The 26,602-nt window shown below is 44.4% G+C and carries 21 protein-coding genes and 2 pseudogenes; 7 read left to right on the top strand and 16 right to left on the bottom strand.

Annotated elements, in window-relative coordinates; genetic code table 11:
• Window positions 1-39: 39 nt before the first annotated feature.
• From B5D26_RS01285 to B5D26_RS01240, 11 genes and pseudogenes are all read right to left on the bottom strand, one after another.
• A complete protein-coding gene (locus B5D26_RS01285; RefSeq protein ID WP_078743865.1) occupies window positions 40-1,947 on the bottom strand; it encodes an ATP-binding protein in 1,908 nt (635 codons plus the stop codon).
• A gap of 174 nt (window positions 1,948-2,121) precedes the next feature.
• Window positions 2,122-3,705, bottom strand: a complete 1,584-nt coding sequence (purH, locus tag B5D26_RS01280; RefSeq protein ID WP_078743864.1) for a bifunctional phosphoribosylaminoimidazolecarboxamide formyltransferase/IMP cyclohydrolase — start codon at window positions 3,703-3,705, stop codon at window positions 2,122-2,124.
• 74 nt (window positions 3,706-3,779) lie between these two features.
• Complete coding sequence (gene fis, locus B5D26_RS01275) at window positions 3,780-4,088, bottom strand: DNA-binding transcriptional regulator Fis (RefSeq protein ID WP_078743863.1); 309 nt, start codon at window positions 4,086-4,088, stop codon at window positions 3,780-3,782.
• A gap of 2 nt (window positions 4,089-4,090) precedes the next feature.
• Complete coding sequence (gene dusB / locus B5D26_RS01270) at window positions 4,091-5,089, bottom strand: tRNA dihydrouridine synthase DusB (RefSeq protein ID WP_078743898.1); 999 nt, start codon at window positions 5,087-5,089, stop codon at window positions 4,091-4,093.
• 248 nt (window positions 5,090-5,337) lie between these two features.
• Window positions 5,338-6,216, bottom strand: coding sequence for a DUF3426 domain-containing protein (locus B5D26_RS01265; RefSeq protein ID WP_234985141.1), 879 nt, complete (start codon window positions 6,214-6,216; stop codon window positions 5,338-5,340).
• Window positions 6,217-6,237: 21 nt separating this feature from the next.
• A pseudogene (locus tag B5D26_RS16650) lies at window positions 6,238-6,345 on the bottom strand (MJ0042-type zinc finger domain-containing protein); the annotation flags it as partial.
• A 159-nt stretch (window positions 6,346-6,504) separates the two neighbouring features.
• On the bottom strand, window positions 6,505-7,401 hold the full coding sequence (prmA, locus tag B5D26_RS01260; protein ID WP_078743861.1) for a 50S ribosomal protein L11 methyltransferase: 897 nt from the start codon (window positions 7,399-7,401) through the stop codon (window positions 6,505-6,507).
• A gap of 154 nt (window positions 7,402-7,555) precedes the next feature.
• Window positions 7,556-8,896, bottom strand: a complete 1,341-nt coding sequence (gene accC / locus B5D26_RS01255) for an acetyl-CoA carboxylase biotin carboxylase subunit (protein WP_078743860.1) — start codon at window positions 8,894-8,896, stop codon at window positions 7,556-7,558.
• Window positions 8,897-8,982: 86 nt separating this feature from the next.
• Window positions 8,983-9,435, bottom strand: coding sequence for an acetyl-CoA carboxylase biotin carboxyl carrier protein (gene accB / locus B5D26_RS01250; RefSeq protein ID WP_078743859.1), 453 nt, complete (start codon window positions 9,433-9,435; stop codon window positions 8,983-8,985).
• A gap of 87 nt (window positions 9,436-9,522) precedes the next feature.
• Window positions 9,523-9,969 (bottom strand): type II 3-dehydroquinate dehydratase, encoded by a 447-nt coding sequence (gene aroQ, locus B5D26_RS01245; RefSeq protein ID WP_078743897.1) that lies wholly within the window; start codon window positions 9,967-9,969, stop codon window positions 9,523-9,525.
• 245 nt (window positions 9,970-10,214) lie between these two features.
• On the bottom strand, window positions 10,215-10,751 hold the full coding sequence (locus B5D26_RS01240) for a protein-disulfide reductase DsbD domain-containing protein (RefSeq protein WP_078743858.1): 537 nt from the start codon (window positions 10,749-10,751) through the stop codon (window positions 10,215-10,217).
• Between the two features lie 264 nt (window positions 10,752-11,015).
• Here B5D26_RS01240 and B5D26_RS01235 point away from each other — a divergent pair, with 264 nt between their 5' ends.
• The gene (locus tag B5D26_RS01235) at window positions 11,016-12,068 is read left to right on the top strand and encodes a DUF2333 family protein (RefSeq protein ID WP_078743857.1); all 1,053 of its coding nucleotides are present in this window, start codon (window positions 11,016-11,018) and stop codon (window positions 12,066-12,068) included.
• A 206-nt stretch (window positions 12,069-12,274) separates the two neighbouring features.
• Complete coding sequence (locus B5D26_RS01230; protein WP_078743856.1) at window positions 12,275-12,655, top strand: Gfo/Idh/MocA family oxidoreductase; 381 nt, start codon at window positions 12,275-12,277, stop codon at window positions 12,653-12,655.
• A 92-nt stretch (window positions 12,656-12,747) separates the two neighbouring features.
• Here the strand turns inward: B5D26_RS01230 and bktB are convergent, their stop codons facing one another.
• Complete coding sequence (gene bktB / locus B5D26_RS01225; RefSeq protein ID WP_078743855.1) at window positions 12,748-13,926, bottom strand: beta-ketothiolase BktB; 1,179 nt, start codon at window positions 13,924-13,926, stop codon at window positions 12,748-12,750.
• Window positions 13,927-14,013: 87 nt separating this feature from the next.
• Entirely contained in the window at window positions 14,014-15,654 is a 1,641-nt protein-coding gene (locus B5D26_RS01220; protein WP_078743854.1) for a fatty acid--CoA ligase, read from the bottom strand.
• A gap of 214 nt (window positions 15,655-15,868) precedes the next feature.
• On the opposite strand from B5D26_RS01220, the gene B5D26_RS01215 reads away from it, so the two are divergent.
• Window positions 15,869-16,900, top strand: coding sequence for an AraC family transcriptional regulator (locus tag B5D26_RS01215; RefSeq protein ID WP_078743853.1), 1,032 nt, complete (start codon window positions 15,869-15,871; stop codon window positions 16,898-16,900).
• A 99-nt stretch (window positions 16,901-16,999) separates the two neighbouring features.
• Here the strand turns inward: B5D26_RS01215 and ppa are convergent, their stop codons facing one another.
• Complete coding sequence (gene ppa, locus B5D26_RS01210; RefSeq protein WP_078743852.1) at window positions 17,000-17,533, bottom strand: inorganic diphosphatase; 534 nt, start codon at window positions 17,531-17,533, stop codon at window positions 17,000-17,002.
• A 334-nt stretch (window positions 17,534-17,867) separates the two neighbouring features.
• Here ppa and B5D26_RS01205 point away from each other — a divergent pair, with 334 nt between their 5' ends.
• The 4 genes and pseudogenes from B5D26_RS01205 (at window position 17,868) to B5D26_RS01190 (ending at window position 23,582) form a co-directional block, all read left to right on the top strand.
• Window positions 17,868-19,592 carry a bifunctional serine/threonine-protein phosphatase/kinase gene (locus B5D26_RS01205; RefSeq protein WP_234985140.1) on the top strand — a complete coding sequence of 575 codons (1,725 nt, stop codon included), beginning with the start codon at window positions 17,868-17,870 and terminating at the stop codon, window positions 19,590-19,592.
• Between the two features lie 21 nt (window positions 19,593-19,613).
• Window positions 19,614-19,832 (top strand): annotated as a pseudogene (locus B5D26_RS16325) (VF530 family protein); the annotation flags it as partial.
• 350 nt (window positions 19,833-20,182) lie between these two features.
• Window positions 20,183-20,902 carry a YebC/PmpR family DNA-binding transcriptional regulator gene (locus tag B5D26_RS01195; protein ID WP_078743850.1) on the top strand — a complete coding sequence of 240 codons (720 nt, stop codon included), beginning with the start codon at window positions 20,183-20,185 and terminating at the stop codon, window positions 20,900-20,902.
• Window positions 20,903-21,155: 253 nt separating this feature from the next.
• Window positions 21,156-23,582, top strand: coding sequence for a sensor domain-containing diguanylate cyclase (locus tag B5D26_RS01190; protein WP_159445557.1), 2,427 nt, complete (start codon window positions 21,156-21,158; stop codon window positions 23,580-23,582).
• Between the two features lie 66 nt (window positions 23,583-23,648).
• Here B5D26_RS01190 and gatB read toward each other — a convergent pair whose 3' ends face one another.
• Both gatB and gatA read right to left on the bottom strand, forming a co-directional pair.
• Window positions 23,649-25,184 carry an Asp-tRNA(Asn)/Glu-tRNA(Gln) amidotransferase subunit GatB gene (gene gatB, locus B5D26_RS01185; RefSeq protein ID WP_078743848.1) on the bottom strand — a complete coding sequence of 512 codons (1,536 nt, stop codon included), beginning with the start codon at window positions 25,182-25,184 and terminating at the stop codon, window positions 23,649-23,651.
• Window positions 25,141-26,595 (bottom strand): Asp-tRNA(Asn)/Glu-tRNA(Gln) amidotransferase subunit GatA, encoded by a 1,455-nt coding sequence (gene gatA / locus B5D26_RS01180; protein WP_078743847.1) that lies wholly within the window; start codon window positions 26,593-26,595, stop codon window positions 25,141-25,143. Before gatA ends, gatB begins: the two co-directional genes overlap by 44 nt.
• Between the last annotated feature and the right edge of the window lie 7 nt (window positions 26,596-26,602).

Below are 26,602 nucleotides of genomic sequence, written 5' to 3'. Positions count from 1 at the left end.
CCGTGAGCTACTAATCGGGGTTTTACATTCCGGCTTCGCTCAGTGTGAGTTCTGATCGGTATTCAACTCTAACCTTGGCGCTCGAATAACAATGCAAATACCACTTTGTTCGCTGCTTGTGGCTTCTATGTGACCCTGTAGCACTTGAGTCACCTGATTGAACACAATGTGCATACCTAAACCTGTACAACCACTGCCACGCTTTGTGGTGTAGAAGGGTTCAAACAACTTTTCAAGGGTTTCAAGTGCCATACCTTTACCATTATCGCTGTAGGTAAACACTAGCTCATCTCCCTCTTGTTGCAGATTCAGGTGAATCATGTTTTCCTGGCTGGATCCCTGATCAGGTGCACTAAATCCATGTTCAAGGCTATTGTTAATAAATTGACTAATGATCTGAGCCCAACTACTCGGCACAGTCTGCCATTCCAGCTGCTCATCACCTTCAATTTCCAGCGTTACATGTTTTTGCAATAAGTTATGCTGAATGCCTACTGCTAAGTCTGAGATAAAAGACTTGATGTTGATATTTTCAACTCTAGCGTTGCTACTTTGTACGGCGGTTTGTTTGAACGTGTGCACAAGCTTAACAACCCTTTGCAAACTACTTTGCATAAGGTCGTAGACCTCTTTCTGCTCCGTATTACTACTCTCTGGCTCTAAAAGCGATCCTGCGGTGATAGCAACACCTAAAGGTGTGTTGATTTCATGGGCAATGCCTGCAACAAGACCTGAAAGAGATGCCATTTTTTCACGCTCGATTAGCTGCTGCTGGGTGACTTGTAATTGTTCTAAAGAGTCTTTCAGCTGCTGAGTACGTTCTATTACTCTCTGCTCTAGGCTATCGTTTAGCTCTTGCAGAGCATTTTCTGCAACTTTGCGTACGGTGATGTCGACCGCAGTGCCTCTAAATCCGGTGAAAGTATTAAATTCGTTGGTCTGTCTTAGACCATTAAAGAGGAAGTAGTGTGTGATTTCATCCAACACTATTGGAATCTCAATATTACGGAAGTCTTGTTTCTGAACGAGTAACTGTTCGAGTTGTGCCCTTTGTGAAGGAAAAAGATCGGTTAACGGTAATTGCGAGAAGTTTTTGTTAGAGCCAAGTTGCTGCTGCATCTGCTCTGATACAAAGATCAACTCACCATTTGTATCTGTCTCCCATAACCAGTCAGAGGCCACATTAGCAAAGTCACTAAAGCGGCTTTTTTCCTGCTCTATTTCAGCATAAAGGTTATTCAGCATTGCACTCAGTTGATTAATGGCAACACTTAATACATCCAGTTCATCTTGGTGACTAGAGGTAATATATTTAGGCTTATCAAGTTTCAGTGGTATATGGCTTTGCGAGGGTCGATAGCGTTCAAGATAGCGTAGAATGGTCATAATACGACGATTTACACTTAAGTGGAAAACCCAAAGAATAAGGCCAGAAACAATAAAGGTTTTAATACCGTTGATCAGTAATAAGGAGGCAAATTTTTTGATCAGTTGTTGATAGATGCGTTCAGCACTGGATTCGACATAAAGTTCACCCAAAGAAAAAGGTGCTTCTGTACCAGGGCCTTTGTAAATTAATGGATAATGGCTGCTGAATTTATCTCCTTTCACCGCTTCGCCAGAGCTCCACTGCTGATTACCAGTATTAGAGCGTACTTGAATATATTCAAGATTAGGTAACCGAACCAAGCCTTCTATACGAAGTTGCAGCTGAGCCTCATTAAACTCCCAAAGGTTGATAGCAAGAGATTCGACGTGAACCTGCTTAAGCTCTTCGTGCCTAGTATGTACTGCATCGACCTCATAGCTGTAGTCGAAATAGAGCTGCATAAGGGTAGAGAGTAAGGTGATACAGCTACTGATAATCACCAATATCAGAATGATCCGACGACCAATCACGCTGGTTAATGGGTGGTTAGAGAGCTTAGCAGTATTATTAGGATTCATCGGTATGTGGGCGACCTTAAATGATCCAACTTGTTTTTAGCATAGAGTGTTATTGTATTTATAGGCAGAGAAAATAACACAGGTTCAGTATGTACTGAACCTGTGTAGATAAAGATACTGCGTTTTGTTGGGTGTAATGCAAACTTTGTGCAGAATTGCCCATAAACTCAGTATTTAGTGGCGGAAGTGGCGCATGCCTGTGAACACCATCGCCATACCGTGTTCATTTGCGGCATCAATCACCTCTTGATCGCGCATTGAACCGCCTGGCTGAATCACAGCAGTTATGCCTGCGGCTGCGGCTGCATCAATACCATCACGGAATGGGAAGAAGGCATCAGAGGCCATTACAGAACCTTTAACCTCTAAATTCTCATCGGCAGCTTTAATACCTGCGATTTTGGCACTGTAAACACGGCTCATCTGACCTGCACCTACACCAATGGTTTGGCCTTTTTTCACGTAGACGATGGCGTTTGATTTAACAAACTTAGCCACCTTCCATGCGAATGCCAGATCACGTAACTCATCTGTAGAGGGTGCACGCTCAGTTACCACTTTCAAGTCTTCATCGGTCACCATGCCTAAATCACGATCCTGTACCAACAAGCCGCCATTCACTCGCTTGTAATCTAAACCATGATCACGCTCACCCGGCCAATTTGCTGAGCAATCCAGCAGGCGCACATTAGGCTTAGTTGCCACAATTGCATTAGCTTCATCTGACACGCCCGGCGCGATGATCACTTCAACAAACTGGCGTGACACAATGGCCTGTGCCGTTTCAGCATCCAACGGACGGTTGAACGCGATAATGCCACCAAAGGCAGAGGTTGGATCGGTCTGATAGGCCGCTTCGTAGGCTTGCAGCGGGTTTTCTGCAATCGCAACACCACAAGGGTTAGCATGCTTTACGATTACACAGGCAGGCTCTACGAATGATTTTACACACTCAAATGCGGCATCGGTGTCTGCCACGTTATTGAAAGACAGCTCTTTACCTTGTAGTTGTACAGCGGTTGAAACGCTAGCCTCAACAGGGTTGTGCTCCACATAGAAAGCTGCTTTTTGATGCGGGTTCTCACCGTAGCGCATCTCTTGTTTCTTCACGTACTGTACGTTGTAAGTGCGGGCGAAATCTTCGCTACCGCCTTCAACCAATTTGCCAAAGTAATTGGCGATCATGCCGTCATAACGAGCGGTATGCTCAAAGGCTTTAATGGCTAGATCAAAACGGGTTTTCTGCGCAACAGCACCGTCATGGCTGTCCATGTCAGATAAAATACGGCTGTAATCATTCACATCAACAACGATGGTCACAAATGCATGGTTTTTGGCGGTTGAGCGCACCATAGTTGGGCCGCCAATGTCGATATTTTCAACAGCCATTTCCAGTGTACAGTCTGGACGAGCGATGGTGGCTTCAAATGGATATAAGTTAACCGCTACCAATTCAATACCTTGAATACCATTCTCAGCCATTACAGCATCGTCTAGACCACGACGCGCCAAAATACCACCGTGAATTTTAGGGTGTAGCGTCTTAACTCGGCCATCCATCATCTCTGGAAAGCCCGTGTAGTCTGACACTTCAATTGCAGGCACACCTTGCTCAGTCAGCAGCTTGAAGGTACCGCCTGTGGATAAAATTTCAACGCCACGCTCTGTCAGTGCTTTGGCAAATTCAACCACGCCAGTTTTGTCAGATACGCTGATTAATGCGCGGCGAACCGGCAAGTTTTGTGCATTTGCAGACATAATGCTCTTCTTTCTTCTGTGGATGAGAAAACAAAAACGGTAGAGTGACTCTACCATTTGAATTAAAAGGCTTTTTATAACAACCCGTACTGTTTTAGTTTCTTGCGCAATGTGCCACGATTTAAACCCAGCATTTCAGAAGCTTGGCTTTGATTGTCTCCGGTGTGGCGCATGACAGCTTCTAACAGGGGCGCTTCAATTTCAGATAGCACCATCTGGTAAAGATCAGTGACAGGCTGCCCCTCTAAGTGCGTAAAATAATTATTCAGTGCGACTTCAACGCTGTGTCTTAGGGTTTCGGGCTTTGTGGTACTTACACCATCTGCGACATCTGAATGAGGCGAGGCAGTGGCCAGATTGTTTATTAAGTTGTTTTCAGTCATGGTCAAACCATCGGCAAAGGGTGATCAATGGATGTCGGCTGAGACAGTATAAATTGCTGAACGGCGTCTAGCTGTGCGCAGCTGTTGTCTAGCTGATTAAAACGCTGTCGAAATGCTAGGCCATCCGCTTTTGTACCTAAATACCAGTTCACATGTTTGCGTGCGATACGTACGCCCATGAACTCACCGTAGAAATCATAAAGTGCGTGTAAATGCTGCGTTAAAATAGCGAGTACGGTTTCTAGACTGGGCTCTGGTAGTTTTTCACCTGTGCGTAAAAAGTGGCTAATCTCTTGAAAAATCCAAGGCCGCCCTTGGGCTGCACGGCCAATCATTACAGCATCTGCCCCTGTATAGTCGAGTACATACTTTGCTTTTTCTGGACTGGTGATATCACCATTGGCAAATAGTGGAATGCTAATCGCCTGACGAATTTGTGCAATAGTATCGTATTCAGCTTCGCCTTTGTAGGCGTCTGCACGGGTTCTGCCATGTACTGCAAGTGCTTGAATGCCACAGTCTTCAGCAATTCTAGCGATGGTTACACCGTTACGCTGCTCCGGGCTCCAGCCTGTACGAATTTTCAATGTAACAGGAATATCAACCGCTGTTACAACCGCTTTTAATATCTCTCTGACCAGCTGCTCATCTTTAAGTAATGCTGACCCTGCTGCTTTATTACATACTTTTTTAGCGGGACAGCCCATATTAATATCGATGATTTGTGCACCTTGATCGGCATTCATCCTAGCCGCTTCAGCCAACATTTCAGGATCACCGCCTGCAATTTGCACAGAGCGTGGGCTATCTTCCCCTACATGATTGAGGCGTTGCTGTGACTTTCGAGTATGCCAAAGATTAACATCTGAAGTCACCATCTCGGATACCACAAGCCCAGCACCTAAGCGTCGACAAAGTTGTCGAAAAGGTCGGTCGGTTACACCTGCCATAGGTGCTAAAACAACAGGTTCTGTAATTTCATATGCGCCGATTTTAATCATGGCAGACCGCTTTATGTTGGCTGAAAACTCACCCTGACCTTTATCTAACAGACCAAAGATACTAGCTCTGATCATGGCAGAGAAGAGCAAGCATAGGTATTGGATTAAAGGTGTAATATGACAGGCTGTCAAAAGGGGCGCTAATAATACTATGAATCCCTTCAGAGTAAAGGGATTCAATCGTTTTCAGCTCTAGGCTTAAGGCTGGGGTTTAGACTTATAGCCTCTGATGTTTAAAAGCGGAGGTGTTAGTTCAGGGGAGGTAAAAATAGAACCGCAAAGTGTTTCACTTCTTGCGTGCTAGGCGGAAATGGAAATGACAAGCTGATGGGTAGCTCAGAGGGGAGTTGATGGTCAGCAAAAGGCTTATTCTGTAAATATTGATCTGGCTGGAAGGTTTGTTCGCTTAGGACTTCACCTGATGCACTTTGCAATGTGATTGCTATAGCAGGAAAGCGAATCTGTTCACCGAGATTTTCTAAAACAAATTCAGCATAAAGATGTTCGCCCTCTGAAGCGACCAAGCTCATCTGTTTAGCTTCTAATTGGGCAAAGTCTGACATAAGTAAATGATCACAAGTGGCAACGCTGCAAATGCTTTCCACTAGACCCGAAAGTGCAGGGTATTGTGCCAATATACGGCTATTAGCCCACAAAATGATAAAAATAACAGATATAACTGATAGCGCTAAAGCCAGCGGTAGTATTAGTTTGCCTTTTAACCACAGGGATAGCTGCTCAGTTAGCGGTATGCGATCTGTTTCTTTTGGAAAGCGACGGTTATCTGCAATATGTCCTTGATGAAAATCAGAGTCGGCAATTAAGGTTTGCAATGCCTGATCAACAGGTGCGTCAGATGCTTGTATTGTAGATTGTTTTCGAGCTTGGCGAATAGTGGCAAGCTCGTCATCATCGAGCTCAAAAGACTCCATCTCTGGTAATACTGAAAACTCCTCTGGCTCAGAGAAAACAGGTGTTGCTTCAGGTTTTTCTGCTTTTTGAGGAGCCATCTCTGGCTGGATAGGTTGAGCTTCTGTAGTTTTTTTAATAGGAGAGACTGGTGCTTCAACCGCTGGTGTAAAGTGATGGCTACCCTCAACGCTATCACCTTGTTCAAGTTCAAACATATGATGTGAAGCATTATAGATTTTTAAGCAATTACCACAGCGAGCAACGCCAAGCGCCTGTTGAAGTATCGCCTCAGTAATAACAAAGCAAGTTTTGCAGTGTGGGCAGCGTGTTAACCGTTCATCCATCATTGGTGTCTTTAATTTCCAGCAAGGTATAACTACACATCATAAAAGCCTGAAGGCTTTCAAGCAATCAGTAAAAGCTGTCTGCTATTTGCAATTTTACGATAAGGTCGCAAACAACCTTTACTGAATAATCTTTTGATATATTTACAATTTATAAGACTACTTTATTTTTTTACCACTGATGCAAACCCACTCATCTTTTTGCGTAGGGGTATCAAGCTCAAACCAAGGTGCATAGGCTGCCATCACTTGCTCTGCCTGATGATCTAAAATGCCGGATAGCACAATATCACCCCCATTTTTAACTAGTGCTGAAATTGTTGAGGCTAGATCAATTAAAGGTGCTGCTAGGATATTGGCGAGCATTAGATCAGCTTGTACACCATCAATTTTTCCAGGAAAGTAAACATTAAAGCGTTCAGGCTCAATCTGGTTGCGATTGGTGTTCTCTCTGGTGGCGATTAAGGCTTGAGGATCATTGTCGACACCCCATGCTTGTTCTGCTCCCAGTAGCAGTGCAGCTACCCCCAAAATGCCTGAGCCGCAACCGTAGTCGACAACTTTTTTGCCTGAGACATCATTTCTATCTAACCATTGCAGGCACATAAATGTAGTTGGGTGAGTACCTGTACCAAAAGCCAAGCCAGGATCTAAGGCTAGGTTAACAGCTTCTGGATTAGGTACTTCCCGCCAGCTTGGGCAGATCCATAAACGTTCACCTACTTGGATCGGGTGGAAGTTGTCCATCCACTCACGTTCCCAGTCTTTGTCTTCTAAAATTTCGATACGAGGAGTCGGGCAACTTTGGTCAGGGTAGGCTTCTGCCCAACCTTGTTGCAGATGATCAATCATCTGCTGGCTGTCCATTGTTGCCTCAAACAAACCTGTAATTCGAGTCTCTTGCCACAAGGGAGTAGTGCCACGAATCGGCTCAAATAGGGGTTGATCAGCAGCATCTTCAAGAGTGACAGCGTTGGCGCCAGCTTCCAGCAACAGGTCTTCTAGTACTTCGGCCTGTGTTGGATTGGTGTCGATTTTGATTTGTAGCCAAGGCATGGCAGTCTCCAATTGAAAATGAAACCTGTGATAACGCAAGCCATTCGAAAATATAAGTGCGTTCAAATTAAACGGGGAGGGAATTGTAACCTGTTCTGTGAAAACAAAAAAACCGGAAGTCAAAACCTCCGGTTTTTTGTCATGCTAGCAAAACTTACATAGAGAGTTTTTTCTCTAAATAATGAATGTTAACGCAGCCTTCCATAAAGCCGTGGTCGCGAACCAGATCTTGCTGTAAGGCGATATTGGTTTTAATGCCGTCAATTAGAATTTCATCTAGGGCATTGCGCATACGGGTTAGTGCGATCTCACGGTTTTCGCCCCATGTGATCAACTTACCAATTAAAGAATCATAATAAGGCGGCACGGTATAACCATCATAAATATGAGAGTCCATACGTACACCTAAGCCACCCGGTGCGTGAAAGTGCTTGATCTTACCCGGTGAAGGTAGGAATGTTTTGGCATCTTCAGCATTGATACGACACTCAAAGGCGTGGCCTCGAATGACAATATCTTCTTGCTTGATTGATAGTGGCATACCGCTAGCAATGCGTAGCTGTTCTTTAACAATGTCGACACCTGTCACCATTTCAGTCACAGGGTGCTCAACCTGAACACGAGTGTTCATTTCAATAAAGTAGAAGCCACCATCTTCATACAGGAACTCAAAAGTACCCGCACCACGATAACCAATGTTGATACAAGCATTTACACAACTTTCTAATACTGCTGCGCGTGCTTCTTCAGGAATACCTGGTGCTGGTGCTTCTTCTAGTACTTTTTGATGACGACGCTGTAAAGAACAATCACGATCACCTAAATGAATCGCATTGCCTTGGCCGTCAGCTAGCACTTGAATTTCAACGTGACGAGGGTTTTGCAGGAATTTTTCCATGTAAACTGTATCATCACCAAAAGCGGCTTTTGCTTCAGCTTTTGTCACTTGTACAGCATTTACAAGGTGTGCTTCGGTATGTACTACGCGCATACCACGACCACCACCGCCCGCAGCTGCTTTGATGATTACAGGCAGACCAATGCGACGAGCAGTCGCTAAAATATACTCTGCATCATCAGGTAGTGCACCATCAGAACCAGGCACAGTAGGCACGCCTGCTTTTCTCATTGCTTCAATGGCAGATACTTTATCCCCCATTAAACGAATGACATCGGCTTTAGGGCCGATAAATTTAAAGCCACAGCGTTCAACCTGTTCTGCAAAATCAGCATTCTCTGCTAGAAAGCCATAGCCAGGATGAATACCTTCACAATCTGTCACTTCAGCTGCGCTGATCAGTGCAGGAATGTTTAGGTAGCTTTCAGTGGATGATGCTGGGCCAATACAAACCGACTCATCGGCTAGGCGAACGTGCATCAGATCTCGGTCAGCTGTCGAGTGAACGGCTACAGTTTTGATGCCCAGCTCTTTACAGGCACGCAAAATACGTAGCGCGATTTCACCTCGGTTAGCAATAAGTACTTTATCAAGCATGATCAAGCCTTTCCTTTTCTGGGGTATTCAGATCACCGCAAAACGGTATTGTCATTTAAACGCAGGGCGGAAGTGCCAAACGAAAATTAAACAATGCTCACAAGCGGCTGATCAAACTCAACGGCTTGACCGTCTTCAACCAGAACGTCACCAATAGTGCCATCTTTGTCTGCTTCAATTTGGTTCATCATTTTCATCGCTTCAACGATGCAGATGACATCACCTTTCTTCACTTTTTGGCCTGGGCTTACAAAAGGTTTGGCGCCCGGAGCTGATGCACCGTAAAAAGTACCCACCATTGGCGAGCGTACCAAGTGACCTGCTGGAGCCGCCGCAACAGCAGTTTCTACAGCAGCAGGAGCTGTAACAGGTGCCGCTGCAGGAGCAGGCGCTGCCATTGGCATCGGTGCGTACTGCACTGGTGCTTGGGTCATATTACGGCTGATGCGAACGGATTCTTCGCCTTCTTGAATTTCAATTTCAGCAATGTTTGATTCTTCAAGCAGTTCAATTAGTTTTTTTACTTTACGAATATCCATGATCAGTCTCTTTCATATTAGGTGGTTAAATAAAATATCAACTGAGGGTTAAAGGTTAGCCCTTAGTCTGTAGAGAATTTGGTTGGTTCACTGTGCGCTGTTTAAACGCTGAATTGCAGCTTGTAATGCAAATTCATAGCCTTGTGCGCCAAAGCCACAGATTACGCCGACGGCAACATCAGAAAAATAAGAGTGATGTCGAAAAGCTTCCCGTGCATGTACGTTGGAAAGGTGTACCTCAATAAAAGGAATATTGACGCCGAGTAATGCATCGCGTATCGCTACGCTGGTGTGGGTAAAGGCGGCAGGGTTGATAATAATAAAATCAACACCTTCATCACGGGCAGCATGAATATGCTCGATCAAAACGTACTCAGCATTACTTTGTACGCAGTTCAGCTGATGACCTTGCTGAGCAGCACTAACGGCTAGTTGTTCTGAAATATCAGACAATGTTTGCGAGCCATAAATCTCAGGCTCCCTTGTACCCAACAAGTTTAAGTTAGGGCCGTTCAGTACCAAAATAGATGCCATAATCTGATGACGTTCCAAGGTTGCAATCAAGAGTTTTTTAGATAGGGGCAGTTTTACACGAAAATACGCTAAAAACAGCAAATTTGTTGTTAACGATAAGTAAAATACAGCTAATCTAATTATTTTTGCAGTAAATTTACTGTAGTTTGCCTAAATTGCTTAAAGTTGTCCAGTTTTCGTATATTACAAGTAGATCAATGTAGTTAGCGTCTTTTTACTCGATTTTTTCTATTTTGCTGCACGCTCTATTTTCTTTCTGGTATTAAGAAGAAATGAGCATCTTGTGGCGGGTAACACAGCCCTGCATCAGCACAACCTTGGTAACGTACTTTTAAGTTAACTCCTTGCTGTAGGCGAGCTGGATTAGCGTTTACTAGCAGTTCAACTTCAGCATTGTTGCGAAAAATATCAACCTTACCAAAGTACTCGTCTTCATAGGCTTCACTGGGACTGAAGCTGATATTTTCAAGTTTAATATCAGGCTGGCTTTCTACTAGCTGTACCTTGATGCGCGCTTGATATAAGTAATGCTCAGGGGCAATTCTCCATTTGAGCTTTAGCTGCTGCCCTTGTAATTGTGCGCTGAGCTGAAACGCATCTTGCACGGGCAAAAAGACAGAGGCGCTGTTTTGCTTGAATAAACCTAGGTTGCTACTGCTTGAGTTGGCCTGAAATGTAGTTGCTTGGGCTGCGTTGAAGCCAAACAGACTGATGAATAACATAAGCTGTAACAATGCTTTTGATGGTTGAAAATGTGGGAGCGACATCTTGAGTATTAACATTAATGTTCCGTGACTTAGGTTGATGTTTAAACTGAATTGCACTTACTACTTAAATCTAAGAAGGCATATCTTCTCAGTTTTGTAAGAAATTTTCCGCTTACAAAGGTGACTGTTCAGGTTTTTATCGGTAAAACCTTCGCTGCGGCTTGAACTCAGGTATTATGCTTTTATCTAAAGTCGGTCAGGCCGAGTGTTTGTGCCAGCGGCTATACCGCATATCATGCTGTTGAGCGTACCAAGCCGAGCAATATTGAGGAATAGATCATGTTAAGTAGTTTAAAAGAGCGTTTTTCTGATCAGTGTGATCGTATCAGGGATCGAATGCCAACCAGTGGTATGGGTAAAGCTTTTCTGGGTGTAGGTGCGTTTTATTTGGTTTTTAGCGCGGGTATTGGCTGGTATTGGAGCCAAGAGCCAGAGGCGTTTTCAGTACGTGAGCATGTACAAACTCAAGCAGAGCTGAATGCTCATAAACCAGACACTATAGGCTATGCGACAACGACAACTATGATTCGTTTAGCTGAGACTTTATTGGATAAACCAGGTGGCTACCTGAGCAATGATCGTTTTCCACCGGGTGTTTGGCTGGATAATATTCCTAGCTGGGAGTTTGGTGTTTTGGTTCAGTTGCGAGATTTAAGTCGAGCGCTACGTAAAGACATTAGTCGTTCGCAATCTCAGTCGACAGAAGACAAAGACCTAACGGTATTAGAGCCACAGTTTCACTTTGACAGTAACAGTTGGATTTTACCTTCATCAGAAGGAGAGTATCGTCAAGGCATTAAGGCTTTAATCAGCTATCGTGCAAGATTGTCTGATGACAATCAGTCTGATGCTCAATTTTATGCTCGCTCTGATAATTTGCGTAACTGGCTAATGGATGTAGAAACCCGTTTAGGCAGCTTATCTCAGCGTCTTAGTGCCAGCGTAGGGCAGGCACGCTTGAATGTTGATTTAGCAGGTGACCCTTCAGCCCAGCAGTCTACTCATGCTCCGGGCATGCAAGAGGTGAAAACCCCTTGGAGTGAAATTGATGACGTCTTTTACGAATCTCGTGGTACGGCATGGGCGCTGATTCATATATTGAAGGCAGTGGAGATGGATTTCAAAAAAGTGCTTGAAGATAAAAATGCACTGGTAAGCTTAAGCCAAATTATTCGCGAGCTTGAAGCAACTCAGGATACATTATGGAGCCCTATGATTTTAAATGGCAGTGGCTTTGGTATGTTTGCTAATCACTCTCTGGTCATGGCGTCTTATATTTCGCGCGCTAATGCTGCAATCATTGACCTACGAGAGTTGTTGTCTCGCGGTTAACTTTGTTTGTAACAAAACGAAAAAGGCTGATTGATTTCAGCCTTTTTTATGATGTGTAACAAATAAATACCAGTTTGCACTTAAGCAGCGGAGCGAATCAGCTTTTTGCCACTTTCCAAAGTAGGAATTTTTTGCCACCCTTGGACACAACAAATTTAGAGTTTTTGCTTTTAGAAACAATAACAACGAACAATAAGGATTCTGTTATGAATACGGATAAATTCACAATTGCAGTGATCGGTGGTGGACACGCGGGACTGGAATTATTAAACAAACTGTTTACCGCTGATTTTATTGATATTGTGGGTGTGGCAGATAAGAACCCTGAGGCACCGGGTATGTTGTTGGCAAAAGAGCATCATGTACCCATAACAACTGATATGCAGGATTTACTAAAAGACAGCCAGCAGATTGACATTATTATTGACGTAACTGGCGTTAAAGCTGTTCGCGATGGATTGCGTACACATATGCAAGAAACGGGGAACTATCACACCATTATCATGCATGAGCGCATTTCAGCACTGCTACTCTCGCTCTTTAATGGTGAAATGGTGGAAACAAAAGCCAGTGATGATTTCTACTGATATTGTAATTTTCTAGGTCTATAAAAAAATCCTGAGCAACTGATGTTACTCAGGATTTTTTTGCTTCTAAACACGAGTTTTATCTAAGGCAATTAACGCTCAATTAACATGGCAATACCCTGACCACCGCCAATGCATAGGCTAATAATCGCATAGCGACCTTGAATGCGCTCAAGTTCATACAACGCCTTAACCGTGACAATAGCGCCTGTTGCGCCAACTGGATGACCTAAAGAGATACCGCTGCCATTTACGTTAAGCTTCTCTTCTGGCAGATTCAACTCTTTAGCAACCGCTAAGGCTTGCGCTGCAAATGCCTCGTTAACCTCCCAAACATCAATATCACTGACGCTCAGTTGGTGCTTTTCTAATAGTTGACGAATAGCGGGTACAGGGCCAATACCCATTATTTTAGGTTCTACAGCAGCAAAGCTATAACCGACCAACTTTGCCATAGGTGTTAAACCCAAACGCTTGGCCTCATCCGCTGACATCATGGTGACGGCAGCAGCTGCATCGTTTAAACCTGAAGCATTACCGGCAGTTACACTACCTTCTTTTTTGAATACAGGGCGTAGCTGCTCCATCTCGTCTGCGGTGCAGTTGTAACGCACGTGTTCATCAGTATTGAAGCTGACCATACCTTTACGAGTTTTAATCTCTATCGGCAGAATTTGGCTCTCAAATAAACCTGATTCAATCGCTTTTTGCGCCCGTTGATGGCTTAGTGCTGCGAGGGCATCTTGTTGCTCACGACTAATGCTCCATTCTTCTGCAACGTTTTCTGCGGTAACGCCCATATGGTAGTTTTCCATTGGGCAGGTCAGTGCGCCTGTCATTGAGTCGATAATATTAGAATCGCCCATGCGCTGACCAAAACGTGCCGCAGGCACCCAATATTGTGCGCGGCTCATCGCTTCAGCACCACCTGCTACTGCAGCATTACAAACGCCCAGTTCAATCTGTTGTGCTGCCGTAATAATGGCCTGCAGGCCACTGCCGCATAAGCGGTTAACCGTTAAGGCTGGCGTATTCACAGGCAAGCCCGCTTCAAGAGCAGCAACACGGCTGATATACATATCACGGCGGTCGGTGTGCAATACGTTACCAAATACACAATGCCCAATTTGCTCGCCCTGTAGGCCTGCTCGGCTGACGGCTTCCTTAGTTACGGCTGCGGCTAGGGTCGTGGCTGGCACATCTTTTAAGCTGCCACCAAAGCCACCAATAGCGGTGCGCACTGCGCTGAGAAATACAACTTGCTGTGTCATAGTAAATCCTATCTATGCTGAATATCAGGTCAATTATCGCTAGGACGCTAATGCCCTAGCGTGTTTTGTTCAGTTGAGTTTGCAGTATTAAGCCTGTAACTGCTCTCGAATCGCTTTTTTGTTAATTTTACCCACAGAGGTTTTAGGGATATCGTCTACTAGATCAATATGCTCTGGAATTGACCATTTTGTGATCTGACCACTGCTGACGAACTGCTGTAGATGTTGTTTGATTTGTGCTGCATCTACCTCTGAGGTTTTCGGTACTACCATCGCGTAAGGGCGCTCTCCCCATTCCGTGTCAGGCACACCAACCACTGCCACAGCCGCCACCGCGGGGTGTTGGCTGATCAGGTTCTCTAGCTCAATAGAGGAAACCCACTCGCCACCTGTTTTAATCACATCTTTAATACGATCTTTAATCTCGATAAAACCATCAGGGTGAATACAGGCCACATCACCGGTATGCAGACGCCCACCCTCCCAAAGTTCTTCCTGTTTTTGCAATTCTTTGAAGTAGCCTTGAGTTAGCCAAGGTGCCTGTACGGTAATTTCACCAACAGCCGTGCCGTCATGGTCAGCTAGTTGGCCATCTGGTTCTGTAATCGTCAGATCCACCATGTTAGAAGCAACACCTGTTAAAGTGCGGTATTTCAACTGCTCCTCAATGGGTAGTGCACGAATCTCTTTGTTGAGATGGGTAATAGTAAGCAGCGGACAGGTTTCGGACATACCATAGGCGGAGTAGATGTCAGCCCCTTTTTCTGTGGCTGCAAGGGCTAATCCCATAGGTAGCGCGCTACCACCAATCAATACCTTCCAATTATCAAGGCGGGTTTTCTGTCCGGTTTCACAGCTGAGCAACATCTGTAAAATGGTCGGTACGCAGTGGGAGATCGTTACTTTGTAATCACGGATCAAACCAACCAACTTATCTGGCTCATAACGCCCTGGGTAAACCTGTGTCACGTTCAACATCACGGCAACATAAGGTACGCCCCATGCGTGAACATGAAACATAGGCGTAATTGGCATATAGACCGAATCAGAGCGTAGCAGTGGCAGGCCATCATAGCTGCCGAGCATACCCATCATGTTTAAGGTGTGTAATACCAATTGGCGGTGGCTAAAGAATACGCCCTTCGGATTGCCGGTTGTGCCTGTGGTATAAAAAGTTGTCGCGATGCTATTTTCATCAAAGTCAGGGAAGGCGCAGACAGGGCTCTCTGCGGCTAAAAGCGCCTCATATTCACCAATAAATTCAACTTTCTGGCTAACGCTTGGCTGTCCATCTGATAAGCGTATATAACCTTCGACTGTGCTTAAGTGGTTTTGAATCTGTTCAATCAGCGGAACAAAGTCATCATGTACCAGTACTACTTTGTCCTCCGCATGGTTCATGGTGTAAGCGATCTGCTCAGGTGATAAGCGAATATTCACATGATGTAGCACGGCTCCTAGCATTGGAATGGCAAAATAGCACTCCAGATAGCGATGGCTGTCCCAATCCATAACCGCTACCGTATCCCCTGCCTGTACGCCAGCAGCGGTCATTGCATTTGCCAGTTGTTGTACTCGATCACGGAATTGTTGATAGCTAAAGCTCTGCTCACCTCGATAAATGATTTGGTTATTAGGTTCAAATCGACCTGCGGAAGCAAAAATTTGTTTAATCAATAAAGGGTAAGCTTGAGCGGCGTCTGCGCTGGGAAGGATCTTGGTTGGCATTCTGCATCTCCATTGTTGTTGTTTTATGCACAGTGCTGATAGCGTCAATGCGCAGCACTGAGGGATTTTTGTCTTAAAAGACCTGATCAAACAAGTGATTGGCGTGACAAGATAAGTAAATGGCGGCTAATGATCGAAAAAGAGTTAAAATGCCGAAATACTTTTGTTCAGGTGCTTAAGTAGAGTGCTGTTGGTAGAAAAAGGAGGCACAGCAATGCCTGAAAATAAACAGGCTAGTATTATGGGAAGCTGGGCAGTTGTTATTGGACGCGCTCTTGAATATTACCAATTGGAAGGCGCTGTGTTCTTAGAGCGCGTAGGTATTGATCAACAGCAAGCCAATCATTTAGATACTCGCTATAGCCTTCATAGAATTGATCGGCTTTGGCGCTTAGCACGTAATGTGACACAGGATGAAGCTTTTGGTTTAACAGTTGCACGTTTTATGCGTCCCACCTCTTGGCATGCTTTAGGTTTTGCCATTTGGGCCAGTGATACCTTGATGGAGGGTTTTGGACGACTGGCGCAGAACTTACGTATGTTTGCTGACTATGCTGATATGACTGTGCTGACCAAAGGCGATAGAGTCGAAATTGAATTGAATCTGCGTGAAGGCATTGACCCTAGAATGATTCCACCAGAGGCCTGTGATGCTTTTATAGGCACTTGTGTTCTAACCGCTCGCCATATTTATCGACCTGACTTCGGCCCGCAAAGTATTTGGCTTAGCCGCCCACAACCTCAAAACCCAACCCCTTGGACACGCTTGTTTAAGTGTCCGGTGTACTTTAACAGTGCTTCTGATCGCATTATTTTTAACACCTCTGCAATGTTCCAGCCCTTATTAACCGCTAGTCCTGAACTAGCTGCACAAAATGATGTGCTAGTCGCAAACTATTTGGCGCGCATGGATCAGAAAGATCTATTGGCACGCATTCAAGCACTTTTAGTACAACATGAGCCAATAGGCACGCTAACTTTGATGCAGTTAGCCGAACATTTGAACCTTAGCCAGCGGACATTACAGAGACGGCTGCAAAAGAAAGGGCAAACTTATCAACAACTATTAGATGATGTACGCCAGAAACAGGCTTTACATTGGCTGCGTTTGAATCATCTTTCGATGGGGGAAATTAGTTACCGTTTAGGCTTTACACACCTTGGTAACTTTTGCCGAGCGTTTAAACGCTGGTATGGCGAGTCACCGACTCAAACGCGTAAACGTTTAATGCAGAATCTAGATTAAAATAAAAAACCGCATAGTGTTTGCCATGCGGTTTTTTTATCAACTAAATGTCATACCAACTTTGTCGTAAGCACAACATCTTAGCCTAGCGTAGCAGGATTACTTGCTCGCTTCGAAAGCAGCGATAGACTCAACAATCGCTTGACGTGCTGCAGCAGCATCCGCCCAACCGTCAACTTTAACCCACTTGCCATCTTCTAGGTCTTTGTAGTTCTCGAAGAAGTGAGAAATTTGACGACGTAGCAATTCAGGCAGATCACCAATATCTTGGATATCTTTGTAAACAGTGGTTAGCTTGTCATGTGGAACAGCAACCAGTTTAGCGTCAGAGCCAGCTTCGTCTGTCATGTTCAGTACGCCAACTGGACGGCAGCGAATTACAGAACCTGGCAGTACTGGATATGGTGTAATGACCAACACGTCCAGTGCATCACCATCGTCTGATAGTGTGTTAGGGATGAAACCGTAGTTTGCTGGGTAGAACATAGGGGTTGCCATGAAACGGTCAACCATGATGGCGCTGTAGTCTTTTTCGATCTCGTATTTGATCGGAGAGCTGTTCGCCGGAATTTCAATCACTACATAGATATCGTTTGGTGCATCTTTGCCCGCAGGAATTTTATCGAAATCCATCGTTCTGACCCCAAAAATTAAATAAGTGAAGAGACTAGGTTGCAATATATACGATTGTAACCCTGTAAAAAGCTGGCAGGATTATATAGGGTGATGTCGCTTAATACCATTGCCTATGCGGCAGACTCCTACTAAAGAACAGCGAAAAGAATGCTTGGTCATATAGTTTAAAGTGATCATTGGGAATTCAGTGCACTGGTTTTTTAGCTGTAGCATAATATTTGCAGGATATTATCAGGCATCAGGGCGTTGTCCCCTGTTTAGTGCATTTAGTCGCTATTATTGCCCTAGTTTTGGGCAGGTGGCGCTCATTTTTAGCTCAGGTATGAGAGCGATGACCAACGACAGTCAGCTGAAAATCAGTTATGGGCAAGCTTTTATCGCACCGGATAAAAACTCAGTTCGATCCACTATGTCGGTCAAAATTCCAGAGGGTTCGGCTTTAGCCGCCAAAGGTATTGCAGCCGTAGTGGCCGATTCTACATGGCGCAATGTAATTGCTAAGCAAGCCGCCGAAACTTGTACTCGAGGCTTTCTCGCAGATTATTATGCAACCCCTGATAACTGGGATGTTAAAACATCAGCTACTAAGGTACTAAGTGCACTGAATAGCTGGTTGTTCAGCCAAGGTAAAAATGTTGCCAATGGTAACTACATCAGCTCTTTTAGTGCTGTTGTTTTGAAAGGGCGGCAGGGCCATCTTTTTCATATGGGTGATACACTGGTGTTTCGTCTACGGGGTGGTGAGTTTGAGCAAGTCAGCCGAGAGCACACTAATTTTATGGGGGGTTATCGCTACCCTTCCCGAGCATTGGGTTTAGACCCTAGTGTGGATATTGATTATCACCAATTTAATCTCAAACAAGGTGATATTTTTCTATTTACGACACAAGCTGCCAAAGGCACTTTGGTGGCAAGTGATTATGTACAGTTAATTCGCCAGTATGCCGCTGACTTGAATCAGGCTTGTGATCAAATACTACATACCGCATGCGAAAAGGCCAGTGCTAGAGGTTACAGCAGTACGCACTTTTGCTTTCAGTTGGCGCGTGTAGACTTATTGCCAGATGAGCAAGGCGAGAGCATTGCTGACGCCTTTGGTGCCTTGCCTGTGCCAAATGATATGAACGTGGGTGAAGAGCTAGACGGTTATCGTATAGAAGAAGTGCTCAATAAAAGTGCTATGAGCTGTATCTACCGTGTCAGAGACAAACATACTGGGCGGCAGATGGTACTAAAAGCACCCGCGCCACAATTGGCGATGCGTAAAGACTTTATTCGGCAGTTTATTATGCAGCAATGGGTGGTTGAGCGTGTTAACTCACCCTATGTTGCTAAGATTGTTGATGCCTCTAGGCCTCGCAACTCACTCTATTATCTACGTGAATATGTTGATGGTCGTACATTGACTGAGTGGATTGCTCAAAATCCTAATACCGATTTAAGGCGTATGATCGACTTAATTGAGCAAATGGTGAAAGCAATTCGTGCTTTGCATCGTCGAGATATTTTATGCCAAGGCTTGCATCCTGATAATATTTTGGTAGATCAAATGGGCATGATCAAACTGATCGATTTTGCCTCATGTGCTGTGCCAGGGGCTGTAGATTTACCTTCGCCTTTAGTGATAGCTAAAATGGTTGGCTTCTCTAGCTATACTGCACCTGAATATCGCTTAAGTCGGGAGCCTAATGCCAATGCAGATCAGTTCTCGCTCGCAGCCATTGCTTATTGGATGTTAACCGGACAAAAGGTCTATGTTGATCAAATGGATAGCTTGCACAGTCGAGCGGATATCTCTCGATTAGAGTATATGCCGAGTTTTCAATATAATCCCATGATACCGGTTTGGCTGGATGGTGCTTTACGTCGAGCTTTGCAGCCTAACCCAGAGCTACGGTATCGTAGATTATCTGAATTTATTTATGACCTAAAAAAACCTAATCCGCACTATATTAAAGAGACCCAAATGCCTTTGGCTGAGCGTAGCCCGTTAGTCTTTTGGAAAGGTTTATCTGGTGTGCTGTTACTATTGTTACTGTTGAGCTTAATGCATTAGCTCTTTTATTGATGAGATGTTATGAATCAACCGTCCGCAAAACCAATATCTAAGTCCGATCCACTTCATGGCGTGAAGCTGGAGGCTATTTTAACTGAGCTGGTTGAGCATTATGGTTGGGCGCAACTGGCTGAACAGATTGCCATTAACTGCTTTAAAAGTGATCCCACAATCAAATCAAGTTTAAAGTTCTTACGAAAAACCCCTTGGGCAAGACAACAGGTTGAGACACTCTATTTAAAAATGAAGGGTGCCTCTGCTCGTAAGCGCGCAACTAAAACTACTAGAGCATTAGAGGCTGAAAAAGCTAGGGCTACGTTAAGCTTATCTAAAAATACAAGCCAAGCAGCAGCGGCACAAAAAGGTCAAAATAATAGATCAAATGGCAGCGTCTCTAAGAGAAATACAGGTCAGACAAAGGGGACGCAACCTGCGGTTAATCCGTGGCTGAAAGCCAAGGCTAAAAATACTGAAGAATAAACAGGACTATATCCCTTAGAATGCACGGTATTAAATCCTCGTTTAATATTTTATATACTTAAGCTTAACTTTAAAATTTTCATTTTGAACCGAGATAATGGGACATCGCAATGGGCAGAGCCTTCCAAAACCGTAAAGAATCGATGGCCAAAACGGCTGGTCAGAAAACCAAAGTTTATAGTAAATACGGTCGTGAAATTTACGTTTGTGCTAAAGCAGGTGGCGTTGACCCTGCTGGTAACTTATCGTTACGTTCACTACTTGAACGTGCCAAGAAAGATCAAGTACCTAGCCATGTGATTGAGAAAGCGATTGAAAAAGCTAAAGGTGGTCAGGGCGAAGACTTTGCCACAGCACGCTATGAAGGTTTTGGTCCAGGTGGCTGTATGGTGATTGTGGATTGCTTAACAGACAACCCAAATCGTACTTTCGGTGATGTGCGTACTTGCTTTACTAAAACGAAATGCAAAATTGGTACTCAAGGCAGCGTAAGCCACATGTTTGATCACAGCGCAATTTTTGCGTTTAAACATGATGATGAAGAAGCTGTTTTAGAAGCACTAATGGAAGCGGATGTGGATGTTGGTGAGATCGAAAATGAAGAGGGCATAATTACTGTCTTCGCACCGAATACCGATTACTTTAAAGCAAAAACAGCATTAACAGATACTTTCGGTGAGATTGATTTTGAGGTCGACGAAATACAGTTTGTACCACAAAACAGCACTGAAATATCCAGTGATGATGATAAGGCAATGTTCCAAAAATTCTTAGACTTACTAAATGACTTAGATGACGTGCAAAACGTCTATCACAATGTTCAGCAGTAGTAAGAAGTGAGCCAGCTTGTCATTTTAAATGCTAGGTAAGCACCTGAATAAAAGTATTTTGGTATTTTCCGGTCAGTGGCCAGAGAATATAAGAACACTTTTGGAAAGGTTTCTGCATGAGTACTTAATAGAAGAGGCCAATATTGATAGGTTTATCGTATAGGGCCTCTTCTGTGTTAACCCTAGTGTAATGGTTCGGATTTTATATATGCCCCAAACGCCAATAAATGCAAGACCATTACAGACTTCCTCAGTGACAGCATCTCCCAAAAAAGGGCGTAAGCGCCTTTATTTAGGGATTACTGCGGTGGTTGGTTTTAGTATTAGCCTGTTGGCTTACTGGTATACGGAATTATTAGTTGGTCGTGAACAACGTGCTGTTACAGAGACAATGGCCTACGAGCGGCAAGCCTTATTACTAAGTAGTATCAACGCAACAACAGAGGTGCTAGATGCTGTTGGCGCTTTGATTGACAGCAGCGAGAAAGTTGAGCGCGAAGAGTTTAAAGTTTTTACCTACACTGTTTTGCAGCGGCATCCTGAGTTTTGGGCCATACATTGGATGCCCAAAGTTATGCATGCTGAGCGTCCAAATTTTGAGCGTTTTTTGCAAAGCCAAGGCTTCTCAGGGCATATTACAGAACTGTCATCTGCTAAAAATACTGCTATTCCTTCGCAAAATAATGCCCTGTATTACCCTGTGTTCTATACAGAGCCAATGGAAAAAAACCATTCAATAGTTGGTTTTGATGCAAGCTCTAGATCACTGAATCAAAAAGCGATGCAAGCAACCTTAGAAGAAGGTATTCCGTTTGCCTCCACTGCCCCTTTCAAATTGATACAAGACAGTGAGGGTAGTGCCTCAGTTGTTTTTTTTCGGCCCGTATTTGGCCCTGAACATATTTCTCAAGATACGCAGCAGCGTAAGTTAAGAATTCAAGGTTTTGTTGGTGCTTTGGTTAAACCACAAGTTCTATTGGAACAGTTTGCACACTCCTCAGGTGTCGCACTTAGTGTTGTAGATGTGACAGAGAATACTCATAGAGCCGTTGCTAAAAGAAACTGGGAGAGTGTTGAACCAGATTGGTTGCATCATCAAATTGATTTTATGACGGTTGGACGTAAATGGCGCTTTGAGTTTGCCATATCGCCTGAAGAGCTTGTTAATCAAGGCAACATTCAAAGTAACCGAGCTAATATTGTTTTATTCACTGGTTTACTGGTGACATTACTAATTTTATGGATTATGCGTGATCTAGTTAAAACTCATCAGAGAGTAGAGCGTGAACGAGATAAAGCACAAACCTACCTAGATACGGTTGAGACTATCATTATTGCACTTGATGTTAATGGTCATATTAATCTGATTAATCGTAAAGGTTGTGAACTGTTAGGCTATGATGAACATGAAATTTTGCACAAGCAATGGTTCAGTGAGGGCTTTGTTGAGCAGGCTAGGGTATTGCGCGGACAGTACAAAGATTTAATGCAAGGGCAGACGAGTTTAGTACGATATACCGAGAGTGTTATCCGCCTTAAAAATGGACAACTTCGTTTAATCGCATGGCACAATGCGCTGCAATATGATGTAGAGGGTAACATACTAGGTACTCTCAGTGCTGGTGAAGACGTTACTCGCCAGCACGCTCTGTTGCTGCTTGAGCGTAGCCGTAGTCAAGCAATGCAGGCAGCACTGAATGGTTATGAATTAAATGAAGTATTAACGCTCATCATTAAGGGTATTGAAGCTCAAGATAAAGGGGCTATGTGCTCTGTATTATTACTAGATGGCTCTGGACAACATTTACATCTAGCCGCCGCCCCAAGCTTACCTGAAGCCTATAACAAGGCGATTGATGGGGTCGCAATTGGCGAAGCGGTAGGTTCCTGTGGTACTGCAGCCTATCGCAAAGCCCGAGTTATTGTAGAGGATATTCAACAGCACCCTTATTGGGCTAACTATAAAGATTTGGCAATCAGTTATGGTTTAGCCAGTTGTTGGTCTGAGCCTATCTTAGGTAAAAATGGTCGTGTATTAGGCACCTTTGCGATTTATCACGCTAAGCCCTCTCACCCCAGCGCTCATGACTTAGAGCTAATTGAAAGCCATGCAGGCTTTGTCAGTATGTTAATTGAGCAGTATCAGGCAGAAGCCCGTTTACTGTACATTGCAAATACCGATGAGCTGACTAATCTACCTAATCGCCGCCAGTTTATGGAGCGCTTAGGAGTTGAGTTCAGTCGTTCTAACCGATATGGAACGCCACTTTCTTTGTTAATGATAGATATTGATCATTTTAAGAAAGTTAACGACCAATATGGTCACGCCGTTGGGGATGATGTGCTACGGTTATTGGCAAAAACCTGCTTAGGCTTACTTCGAGACACCGATATCGCAGGGCGCTTAGGAGGAGAAGAATTTGCGGTAGTACTACCGCAAACAGATCAAGCACAAGCACTGCAAGTAGCAGAGCGCATGTTACAAACACTGGCAGCGCTGGAGCTGGAACTTGCTGATCAGAAAATATTAAAATTCACAGTATCAATCGGTGTGGCAACTTTCACTGAACAAGATAATAGTGCGGATGCTTTACTGTCTCGGGCTGATCATTGCTTATACTACGCTAAGCAAAATGGCCGGAATCAGGTCAGTATTATTGAGGCAGAATTAACAGGTTAATTTGATATAGAAAAGCCTTGTGACAATAAATCACAAGGCTTTTCTGTTACCTGTTGATAAAGCAGATTAACCGAGCTTTTCACTCAGTAGCTGGTTTACCATTTGCGGATTTGCAGTGCCTTTAGAAGCCTTCATAATTTGGCCAACAAAGAAACCAATCATCTTACCGCGCTTATCGGCAGGTGCCGCTAAGTACTGCTCAACCTGTTGAGGGTTTTTAGCCAGAACTTCATCAACAACAGCTGCAATAGCCCCTGTATCAGTAACTTGTTTTAAGCCCTTGTCAGCAATAATTTCATCGACACTATTGCCCTCTTTTTCCCACAGGGCCACAAATACTTGCTTAGCCGCTTTGGCATTAATAGTACTGTCGATGATACGCTTAACCAATTGACCCAATTGAACAGCAGAGACTGGGCAATTTTCAACTTCAACATTATCTTTGTTCATCTGAGCAGAAAGCTCGCCCATTACCCAATTCGCAGCAGACTTAGCATCGCCACAAGTTTGGAAAACTTGCTCAAAATAATCTGCCATCGCACGAGTAGAAGAGAGTACGCTAGCGTCGTAAGCTGATAAGCCAAGTTCATCAATAAAGCGCTGCTTTTTCTGCTTAGGCAGTTCAGGCATTTCACTGCGAATATGCTCAATATAAGCCTCATCTAACACCACAGGCAATAGATCAGGGCATGGGAAGTAGCGATAGTCGTTAGCTTCTTCCTTGCTACGCATTGAGCGAGTTTCATTTTTATCGGGATCGTACAGGCGAGTTTCCTGAATTACTCGGCCACCGTCTTCAAGCAGCTCAATCTGACGCTCAATCTCGTGGTTAATCGCTTTTTCGATAAATTTAAACGAGTTGATGTTCTTGATTTCGCAGCGTGTGCCCAGTGGTGTGCCTTTGTAGTGCATTGACACGTTAGCATCGCAACGCATAGAGCCTTCTGCCATGTTGCCGTCAGATATGCCTAGATAGGTTACAATACTGTGTACCGCTTTGATGTAAGCAACCGCTTCTTTAGCAGAGTTCATTTCAGGCTGAGAAACAATTTCCAAAAGTGGAGTGCCTGCACGGTTCAAGTCGACACCCGTCATGCCACGACCATTTTCATCGAAGAACGCTTCATGCAGCGACTTACCCGCATCTTCTTCTAAGTGTGCATGGTGGATACGTATATGTTTACTTGTGCCGTTTTCTAACTGAATCTCCACTAAACCGGGGCCAATAATTGGCAGATCATTTTGTGTGGTTTGATAGCCTTTTGGCAGATCAGGATAGAAGTAGTTTTTGCGCTCAAAAACAGACTTCATGCCAATTTCAGCATCGACAGCCAAACCGAACTTAACCGCCATTTCAACGGCGGTTTCATTCAGTACTGGCAATATGCCCGGCAAGCCTAAATCAACAGCGCAAGCTTGGGTGTTCGGTTCGGAGCCAAACGCAATGCTAGCACCGGAAAAAATTTTAGATTGGGTGGCGAGCTGGACGTGAATTTCCAGGCCGATCACTGCTTCCCATTCCATAGTATTATCCTCGATAAAACAGGGTTGCGGTGAATTACTGATTTGCAGTCGGTGCCAGTTGATGCCAATTGGTGGCATTCTGGAACTGGTGAGCAGCATTCAGTAACTGGGATTCTTGGAAGTGTCCTGCCAGAATCTGTAAACCTACAGGACGGCCATTAACGAGTCCTGCTGGTACAGAGATGCCCGGGAGACCTGCAAGGTTGACCGCTAGAGTGTAAATGTCTTCCATATACATCTGTACTGGATCATCAGTGTTACTACCCAGATCAAATGCTTCAGAAGGCGTGGTCGGCCCCATGATTAGATCAACTTCGTTGAAAGCATTCAGGAAGTCTTGCTGAATCAAACGGCGAATACGTTGAGCTTTACGGTAATAGGCATCGTAATAGCCTTCGCTCAGCGCATAAGTGCCGACTAAGATGCGACGCTGCACTTCTTTACCAAAACCTTCGCCACGAGAACGCTTATAAAGATCTTCCAAGTTCACAGGGTTTTCACAACGATGACCAAAACGCACGCCATCATAACGGGATAAGTTAGATGAGGCTTCGGCAGGTGCAATCACGTAATAGGCTGGAATAGCTAGCATTGTATTAGGCAGGCTAATTTCATGTATCGTAGCGCCTAATTTTTCAAACTCTTTGACAGCAGTCATAATGGTGTCGCCCATCTCTGAAGATAGACCTTCACCAAAATACTCTTTAGGTAAACCAATACGCAGGCCTGCCAAAGGCTGATTCAAGTCCGCTGTATAGTCTGGAACAGCTTTCTTCAGCGAAGTGGAGTCTTTAGGATCAAAGCCCGCCATCTCATTGAGCAATAGTGCACAATCTTCAGCGGTGCGTGCCATTGGACCACCTTGATCAAGGCTAGAAGCGTAAGCGATCATGCCCCAACGAGAAACTCGACCATAAGTCGGTTTTAAGCCTGTGATACCACAAAATGCCGCAGGTTGGCGGATAGAACCACCTGTATCCGTGCCCGTTGCCGCAGGTACTAAGCGCGCTGCAACAGCCGCTGCTGAACCACCTGATGAACCACCTGGCACAGCACCCAAGGCCCAAGGATTTTTTACTGCGCCATAAAAGCTATTTTCATTAGATGAGCCCATAGCGAACTCATCCATGTTGGTCTTACCTAGTGTCACCAAGCCCGCTTGCTTGAAGCGAGATACTACCGTTGCATCATAAGGTGCAACAAAGTTAGATAGCATTTTAGAAGCACAAGTTGTTAATACACCTTCGGTGCAAAAAATGTCTTTATGTGCAATAGGAATACCCGCTAGCTTACCCGCATTACCTGCTGCGCGTAAGGCGTCGGCAGCTTCTGCCTGTGCTAATGCTTGCTCACCTGTTACAGTGATAAAACTATTATATTGACTATCCAGCGTGTTAATACGCTGAAGGAAATGGCGGGTCAATTCGACGCTGGAAAAATCACCGTCGGCAAGACCTTTGGCCAGCTCAGCAATTGTCTTGTTGTGCATGGTGGAT

The sequence above is a fragment of the Oceanospirillum multiglobuliferum genome, assembly GCF_900167095.1.
Classification (GTDB): Bacteria; Pseudomonadota; Gammaproteobacteria; order Pseudomonadales; family Halomonadaceae; genus Oceanospirillum; species Oceanospirillum multiglobuliferum.
The sequence above is the reverse complement of the archived record's forward strand: the minus strand, read 5'-3'. Positions and strand labels throughout refer to the sequence as shown.